Genomic DNA, 7,789 nt, shown 5'->3' with positions numbered 1-7,789 from the left:
GCGCATCCGACCCATTCATCAGATGAAAACGGAGACTGTATTCACCAAGGTTGTATGGCACTACCGGTGGTACCATACATAGCGATGGAAAAGACGACAATCTACTTGCCGGGTGACCTCAAGGAAGCTGTGAAGATCGCAGCCCGCCAGCGTGGCGTGTCCGAAGCTGAAGTCATCCGCGAATCCATCCGTGCGGGTGTGGGTAGTGCGAAGCCACCCCCAAGGGGTGGCCTGTATTCGGGATCGGAGCCCATTGCTCGGCGCGTCGACGAGCTGCTGCAGGGCTTCGGCGAGCGGTGATCATCGACACCAGCGCTCTACTCGCATATTTCGACGCTCACGAGCCAGACCACGCAGCGGTGTCACGCGTCATCGAAAGAAGCAAGGAACCGTTGGTGGTATCGCCGTTCGTCGTGGCGGAACTCGACTATCTTGTCGCCATTCGCATCGGAATCGATGCCGAGCTTGCAGGACTGCGAGAACTCTGTAGCGGCGCGTGGGAGCTGGCCACATTTGGTGTGGCCGAATTGGAGCAGGCGGCCTCAATCATCGAAAAGTACCGTGACCAGCGCGTCGGGATCACGGACGTATCCAATGTCGTGCTAGCGGATCGCTACCGAACGCGGACAATTGCGACGCTCGACCGTCGACATTTCGAAGTCCTGCGGCCACTTCGAGGCGGGCGCTTCGTCGTCACGCCTTGACTGCCACCGGTGTACACGTGTGCCCGTTCCAGAGATGCAATGACCGAGCCGAGGTGGTCAGCGCAGATCGCGTTCGGACCAACACAACGCAGCGCGCATGCTCAACTCTGCTATTGATCCGGCGTCGCGAGAATTCTGAAGAGCATGTTATTCACGTCGGTAAGGGCCTGAACCCCGATCCGACGGTGATATGCGCTCAGTCGGGCCTTGCGAAGGCTAGTGACCAGTCCCGGTGCAGCCCAGTCATTCTCACTCAGATCCACGCCAAATCCTGTATCAGGCTCGGTGTCGAATACCGGCACGACGATGACCGTCGGTTCACTGGGAATCTCGTTGTAAACGGTGAAGGAGATGATGAGCACGGTGACGCCGGCGTCGGTTGCCCATATGTCGCCACGACGTGGGGGTTGGCTCAACGTTTCGCTAGCTCGTCGAGATTGCGATCCGCCCACGCCTCGCTGAACGCGGTTGCATCTGGGTGCGCTTGCATCCACTTGTCGTGTGCCGCGCAGCGGCGCCTCATGTCCTCGACGTCGAGAAGTTTCTCGATCCAGGAATTCATCGACTGCTGGTCTGCGTCGGCGTAGCGCTTCACAGCCTCGTAGGCGCTGTCTGAAAGCCGCAAAGTGATTATCCGGGCCATCGCTTGATGCTAGTAAGTCATGCTGGTGCTGATAGCCAGCAACGCAGTGCGTGTGGGGGGCGCAGCACGACGGGACCTAGATCGCCCCTGCTCGGAAGTGATAACGTAATTCTCCAATTCGTACAATGCGCCTACCACCGGAGGTGACGTGTCAGCAGCACCGGGACGCCCGCTGCCCCTACTCACCGACGCAAACGAGTTCTTCTGGAAGGCGGGCGCCGACGGCACGCTCCGCCTACAGGAATGCCAGGCCTGCCAGGCGCTGATCCATCCGCCCGCGCCGGTATGCCGCTACTGCCGCTCGCGAGAGATCGGCGTGCGAGACCTCTCCGGCAGGGCGACCCTGGCTGGCTTCACCGTGAATCACCGGTTCAGCGTGCCCGGAATGCCGGCCCCCTACGTCATCGCGCAGGTGGCTATCGCCGAGGATCCCCGGGTCCGGCTGACCACCAACATCGTCGAGTGCGATCCCGAACAACTCGAGCTCGGTCAACAGGTCGAGGTCACCTTCGAGCAGATCGAAGAGGTGTGGCTGCCGCTGTTCAAGCCCGCCGCAAACACTGAACCGGCTCCCCTGCCCGACGACGAGATCGCGCCGGAGCGCTTCGGCGAATACGTCCGGCCCATGCTGACCACGGGAAAATTCGAGGACAAGGTCGCCCTGACGGGGATCGGCATGTCGAAAATCGGCCGCCGGCTGATGGTTCCGCCACTGTCGCTGACTGTCGACGCCTGCGAGGCAGCCGTCGCCGACGCCGGGCTGACGATCGCCGACATCGACGGCCTGTCGACCTATCCCGGAGGCGGCAATCTCGGCGGGTTCGGCGAGGGCGGAGTGACCGCGCTGGAGGCCACGTTGGGCATCCGGCCTACCTGGCATAACGGCGGTATCGAGACGTTCGGCCCGGGCGGGTCGGTGATCGCCGCGATGCTCGCTATCGCGGGCGGTCTGGCCCGTCACGTGCTGTGCTTCCGCACGCTGTGGGAAGCCACCTTCAACGAACGGATGAAGCAGGGCAAGATCGTCCCATCCATGGGCCGCACCGACAGCTGGCAGTGGCCGTTCGGCGCCACGTCGGCGGCACACACGCTGGCCCTCAACGCGCAGCGGCACTTCCACCGTTACGGCACCACCAAGGAGACGCTGGGCTGGATCGCGCTGAACCAGCGCGCCAACGCCGAACTCAACCCGACCGCCGTCTACCGCGACCCGATGACGATGGACGACTACCTGAATGCCCGTCCCATCACCACGCCCTTCGGTCTCTACGACTGCGATGTGCCGTGCGACGGGGCGATCGCCGTCGTCGTATCCGCCGTCGACGCCGCCCGTGACCTTGCCAAGCCACCCGTCCTGGTGGAGGCGGTAGGGACACAGATCATCGAGCGGATCGATTGGGACCAAAGCACTTTGACCCATGAGCCGCAGGTACTGGGCCAGGCCGCGCATGTCTGGACGCGGACCTCGCTACGGCCGGCCGATGTCGACGTCGCCCAGCTCTACGACGGGTTCACCATGAACTGCCTGTCCTGGATCGAGGCCCTGGGATTCTGCGGCATCGGCGAGGCGCGCGAATTCCTGGATGGCGGCAAGAACATCGCGCGAGACGGCTTGCTGCCGTTGAACACTCATGGCGGCCAGCTGTCGCATGGCCGCACCCACGGCATGGGCCTGCTGCACGAGGCAGTCACCCAATTGCGGGGCGAGGCGGGCGATCGTCAGGTCGCCGACGCCCGGGTTGGCGTGGTCAGCAGCGGCGGGCTCACCCCCAGCGGGGTGCTTCTGCTTCGGGCGGACGCATGAGCGTGCGCCCGAGGATCGTGATCGTCGACGGCGTGCCGATGTCGGCGATGGTCGCCGAGGCCCCTGACCCCACGGCCGTGATCGTTGCCATCCACGGCGGCGGTACTACCGCAATTTATTTCGATTGCCCTGGCCATCCATCGCTTTCGTTGCTACGGACCGGCGCGGCCGCCGGCTTCACGGTGGTGGCCCTCGACCGGCCCGGTTATGGCAGCTCCGCCCCCTATCCGGAGGCGATGGCCGCTCCCGAGCAGCGGGTCAACTTGGCTTATGGCGCGGTGGATCGCATTCTCGGGCAGCGTCCACGCGGCGCCGGGTTGTTCGTCATGGGCCATTCGGGTGGATGCGAACTGACGATGCGGATGGCCGCGGACGAGCGGGGCGGCAATCTGCTCGGCATTGAACTAGCCGGCACCGGCCGGCACTATCATCCGGCGGCCCGCGAAATCTTGAAGACCGCGACGAGAGAACGCAAGCCGGCGGGCCTGTACGACCTGCTCTGGCAGCCCGAACGGCTGTATCCACCCGAGGTGCTCAACGGGGCCACCATTTCGCCGAGCGCCCCGGCCTACGAGGACCAGATGGTGTCCGACTGGGCCCGCCAAACTTTTCCTGCGCTTGCCCCTGCCGTGCGCGTCCCGGTGCAATTCAGCATTGCCGAGCACGAAAAGGTCTGGCAGACGGACGATTCCGCATTAACCGAAATCACCGCCCTGTTCTCCGGCTCGCCGCGGTTCACCGTCAATAGGCAGCCCGAGGCGGGACACAACATCAGCCTCGGTAACAGCGCCGCCGATTATCACCGCCGCGTGTTTGCGTTCGTCGACGAATGCGTCGCCGCAGCGCCCTCGGTGAACGAAGAGGCGGGATGATATGCGGGTCGGTTTCATCGGGTTGGGCAGCCAGGGCGGCCCGATGGCGCGCCGGATCGTTCAGGCCGGCTACCCGACGACGCTGTGGGCGCGCAGGCCCGCAACGCTCGAGCCGTTCGCCGACACTGCCGCACAGATCGCCACGTCACCCGCCGAGCTCGCCGCTGCCAGCGACCTGGTCTGTCTCTGTGTGGTCGGCGACGCCGACGTCGACGAGGTCACCGGTGGTGAACACGGCGTGCTTGCAGGCCTGGGACGCGGCGGTGTGATCGCCGTGCATAGCACTGTCCATCCCGAGACATGCCGCCGGCTCGCCAAGAAAGCTGCTGCCCAGGGAGTTTCGGTGGTCGACGCGCCGGTGAGCGGGGGTGGACCAGCCGCCGCGCGGGGTCGTCTGCTGGCGATGGTCGGTGGTGAGGCCGACGTGGTCGAGCGCTGCCGTCCGGTCATGCAAACCTATGCCGATCCGGTCGTGCGGCTAGGCGGCGTTGGTTCGGGGCAGACCGCCAAGTTGCTGAACAACTTGCTGTTCACCGCCAACCTGGGAACTGCAGCCACAGCCCTTTCGCTGGCGAAGACCTTCGGTCTGTCCGCCGACCGCTTCATCGAAGTCGTCGGCCTTAGCAGCGGGAAGAGCTTTGCGCTCAATGCTATTGGCGGAACCGGCAGCCTGGACCGGCTTGCCGGCCTCGCCGGGACGCTGCTGCAGAAGGACGTCCGCCTGGTCGCCGACCTCGCCGACCAGGCAGCAGCCTGCGGCGGTGCCGTGCTCGACGCGGCCGACGCGGCGCTGGACCTGATGGAGTGCCCGCGATGACAGCTGAGTTCACCGGGACAAGCGGGTCGGCTCGGCGTGTCTGCCGCTTTGCGTTCCGCAACGAAAGCACTACCGTTAGCGTTACAGTCAGGCATTCCGCTGTAATGGCCGGCAACTCGTCCGCAAGGAGTGTGCAATGACCAAATCGAAGGTCGTCTTCGATCCGTTCTCCGAGGAGTTCTTCAACGGCGCCTGGGATACCTACCGGCGGATGCAAGAAGAAGCGCCGGTCTACTACAGCGAGGAGTACGACTTCTACGCCCTGACCCGGCACGAGGATGTGGCTGCGGGCCTCAAGGACTTCGAGACGTACTCGTCGTCCTACGGCATCGACCTGTCGATGGTGCGGTCCGGCGAAAAGCCGCCGCAGTCGATCATCTTCATGGACCCGCCCGACCACCGCCACATGCGCAGCTTGCTGAACAAGGTCTTCACGCCGCGCGCGATCCAATCGCAGCGCCAGATGGTCATCGAGAAGATCGACAAATATCTCAGCGCGGCCGATCCCGACGCCTTCGACGTGGTGCGCGACCTCTCCGGTCCGTTCCCCGTCGAAGTGATCACCACGATGCTCGGGGTGCCGGAAGAGCATGCGCAGCAGATACGTCACTGGATCGACGTGTCACTGACCCGCGCGCCCGGGCAGGTCGAAGTCGACGAAGTGGGCATGCAGGCCAACATCAATACCGCGATGCTGTACTACGACCTGGTGAAGCAGCGCCGCGAGGACCCGCGTGACGACCTGTTCACCAAGCTGATCGAGGCCGAGATCGAGCGCGAGGACGGGCAGAAGACCAAGCTCGACGATCTCGAAATAACCGGGTTCGCAACGCTATTGGGCGGCGCCGGTGCCGAGACCGTCACCAAGCTGGTCGGTAATGCGCCGGTGGTGTTCGCTCGGTTCCCCGAAGAGTGGCAGAAGCTGCTCGACGACCGCACCAAGATTTCAGCCGCGGTCGAAGAGCTGTTGCGCTACGAGGCGCCGTCGCAATATCAGGTCCGGCGGTCGATGAAAGACGTGCACCTGCACGGCGTCACGATCCCGGCCGGCAAGCCGGTGTTCCTGATCAACGGCGCGGCCAACCGTGACCCTGCGGCGTGGACCGATCCGGACAAGTTCGACATCGATCGCGACCGGTCCGAAGCGCAGAACATGGGATTCGGCTACGGGATTCACAGCTGCCTCGGTGCGGCGCTGGCCCGGATGGAAGCCGCGATCGCGCTGGAAAAGCTGCTCGACTTCATGCCTCGCTACGAAGTGGATTGGGACGGCTGCAAACGTGTGCACATGCAGAATGTCGCCGGGTGGCAGAACGTACCGGTGAAAGTGCTGCGATGAGAGTCGAAGTTGATTGGGGTCTGTGCGAAAGCAATGGGGTGTGCATGGGCATCATCCCGGAGGTCTTCCACCTAGACGACGAGGACATGCTGCACATCCTGCAGCCAGAGGTCACCCCGGAGAACGAATCGCTGATCCGCGATGCGGTGCGTCAGTGCCCGCGGCAGGCCATCTCGATCAGGGAGTAGCAGACGGCTGGCTTTCATTGTGAATCAACGGCTTTGAATGTGAACCAGCGGTGGCGATTCGACGATTTCTCCGCCCTGGCTTCACAACCAACGCCGACGCGTCACAATCAACGCCGACGCGTCACAACCAACGCCGAGGCTTCACGCCTAATGTCGCCAGGGGTACCTTTGCCTGCGGGGACTGCTCAGCACTGAGGAGGAATCCGATGAAAGCGGTCAGCTGTCTGCACGGTGAGTTGTCGGTCGTCGACCTGCCCTCGCCGCAACCGGCCTCCGGCCAGCTGGTACTCGACGTGCTTCGGTGCGGTATCTGCGGCTCAGACCTGCACGCCAAGGATCACGGCGATGAGTTGGCTGACGCGATGAACGCCGTGGGTTACGAACACTCCCTCACCAGCGAAACGCCGGTCGTGTTCGGCCACGAGTTCTGCGGTCAGATTGCCGAGCGGGGACGCGGCGTGGCCAAGCACTTCAAAGCGGGCGCCACGGTGGTGTCCTTCCCACTGCTGCGCGCCCATCAAGGGGTCCACCTCACGGGGCTCTCTCCGCTGGCCCCCGGGGCCTACGCCGAACAGGTGCTCGCCGAGGCCGCCATGAGCTTCGTCGTGCCCAACGGTCTGGATCCCAACATCGCCGCCTTGACCGAGCCGATGGCGGTGGCATTACACGCCGTGCAGCGCAGCGATATCGCCAGGCGTGACGTGGCCGTAGTGGTCGGGTGTGGTCCGGTCGGCCTTGCCGTCGTTTGTCACCTCAAGGCCAAAGGCGTGGAAACGATTGTCGCCAGCGACTTCTCGCCGGGGCGACGTGCGCTGGCCCAACGTTGCGGCGCCCACGTCGTGGTCGACCCAGCCGAGGGCTCACCGTACGAATCCGTCGGCAAGCGGAAGGGCGTGGTCACCTCGGTGACCGACCTGTCCGAACTGGGTATCAGCGCGATGGAGAAGCTACGCAAACTGCCCGGCTGGAACCACGTCTACCGCGTCGCGGACAAGCTTGGCGCGGCAGCACCGAAACGACCGGTGATCTTCGAATGCGTGGGCACACCGGGAATGATCGATTCGATTCTCGTTGCAGCGCCGTTTAATTCGCGTGTCGTGGTGGCCGGCGTATGCATGGGCACCGACCACTTTAGGCCCACCGTGGCGATCGGCAAGGAAATCGACCTGCGCTTCGTGTTCGGTTACACGCCGCTGGAGTTCCGCGACACCCTGTACCAACTCGCCGAGGGCAAGCTCGACGCCTCCGCCCTGGTGACCGGAAGCGTGGGGCTCGCAGGGGTTGATGCGGCGTTCGGAGCGCTGGGAAATCCCGAAACTCACGCCAAGATCCTCATCGACCCGCAGAGTACGACCGACCAAGTTTCGTAGCGCGAGCAGACGCAAAAGCACCCGACACGCCGGCGTGCGGGTGCTTTTGCGT

General features: G+C 64.2%; 10 protein-coding genes. 8 read left to right on the top strand and 2 right to left on the bottom strand.

From position 1 onward, the window contains the following. Nucleotides 1-84: 84 nt before the first annotated feature. Nucleotides 85-300: a CopG family transcriptional regulator gene (locus A9W99_RS00050; RefSeq protein WP_067371555.1), complete on the top strand. Its 216-nt coding sequence runs from the start codon at nt 85-87 to the stop codon at nt 298-300. Beyond that, entirely contained in the window at nt 297-704 is a 408-nt protein-coding gene (locus tag A9W99_RS00045; protein WP_067371552.1) for a PIN domain-containing protein, read from the top strand. Before A9W99_RS00050 ends, A9W99_RS00045 begins: the two co-directional genes overlap by 4 nt. A gap of 110 nt (nt 705-814) precedes the next feature. Here A9W99_RS00045 and A9W99_RS00040 read toward each other — a convergent pair whose 3' ends face one another. Together A9W99_RS00040 and A9W99_RS00035 are read right to left on the bottom strand one after the other, a co-directional pair. Then, nucleotides 815-1,066: a MazF family transcriptional regulator gene (locus A9W99_RS00040; protein WP_253869489.1), complete on the bottom strand. Its 252-nt coding sequence runs from the start codon at nt 1,064-1,066 to the stop codon at nt 815-817. 50 nt (nt 1,067-1,116) lie between these two features. Beyond that, nucleotides 1,117-1,347: a hypothetical protein gene (locus A9W99_RS00035; RefSeq protein WP_067371546.1), complete on the bottom strand. Its 231-nt coding sequence runs from the start codon at nt 1,345-1,347 to the stop codon at nt 1,117-1,119. 148 nt (nt 1,348-1,495) lie between these two features. On the opposite strand from A9W99_RS00035, the gene A9W99_RS00030 reads away from it, so the two are divergent. From A9W99_RS00030 to A9W99_RS00005, 6 genes are all read left to right on the top strand, one after another. Further along, a complete protein-coding gene (locus A9W99_RS00030) occupies nt 1,496-3,151 on the top strand; it encodes an OB-fold domain-containing protein (RefSeq protein ID WP_067371543.1) in 1,656 nt (551 codons plus the stop codon). Then, nucleotides 3,148-4,023 carry an alpha/beta hydrolase gene (locus tag A9W99_RS00025; RefSeq protein WP_067371540.1) on the top strand — a complete coding sequence of 292 codons (876 nt, stop codon included), beginning with the start codon at nt 3,148-3,150 and terminating at the stop codon, nt 4,021-4,023. The genes A9W99_RS00030 and A9W99_RS00025 overlap by 4 nt, the downstream gene beginning before the upstream one ends. Nucleotide 4,024: 1 nt before the next feature. After that, nucleotides 4,025-4,840, top strand: coding sequence for an NAD(P)-dependent oxidoreductase (locus A9W99_RS00020; RefSeq protein WP_067371539.1), 816 nt, complete (start codon nt 4,025-4,027; stop codon nt 4,838-4,840). A gap of 136 nt (nt 4,841-4,976) precedes the next feature. Beyond that, on the top strand, nt 4,977-6,179 hold the full coding sequence (locus A9W99_RS00015) for a cytochrome P450 (protein ID WP_067371537.1): 1,203 nt from the start codon (nt 4,977-4,979) through the stop codon (nt 6,177-6,179). After that, nucleotides 6,176-6,367: a ferredoxin gene (locus tag A9W99_RS00010; RefSeq protein ID WP_067371534.1), complete on the top strand. Its 192-nt coding sequence runs from the start codon at nt 6,176-6,178 to the stop codon at nt 6,365-6,367. The genes A9W99_RS00015 and A9W99_RS00010 overlap by 4 nt, the downstream gene beginning before the upstream one ends. Nucleotides 6,368-6,573: 206 nt before the next feature. Beyond that, nucleotides 6,574-7,737, top strand: coding sequence for a zinc-binding dehydrogenase (locus A9W99_RS00005; RefSeq protein ID WP_067371531.1), 1,164 nt, complete (start codon nt 6,574-6,576; stop codon nt 7,735-7,737). Nucleotides 7,738-7,789 lie beyond the last annotated feature (52 nt).

The organism is Mycobacterium sp. 1164966.3 (genome assembly GCF_001665395.1).
GTDB lineage: Bacteria > Actinomycetota > Actinomycetes > Mycobacteriales > Mycobacteriaceae > Mycobacterium.
This window is presented reverse-complemented; position numbering and strand designations above follow the sequence as displayed.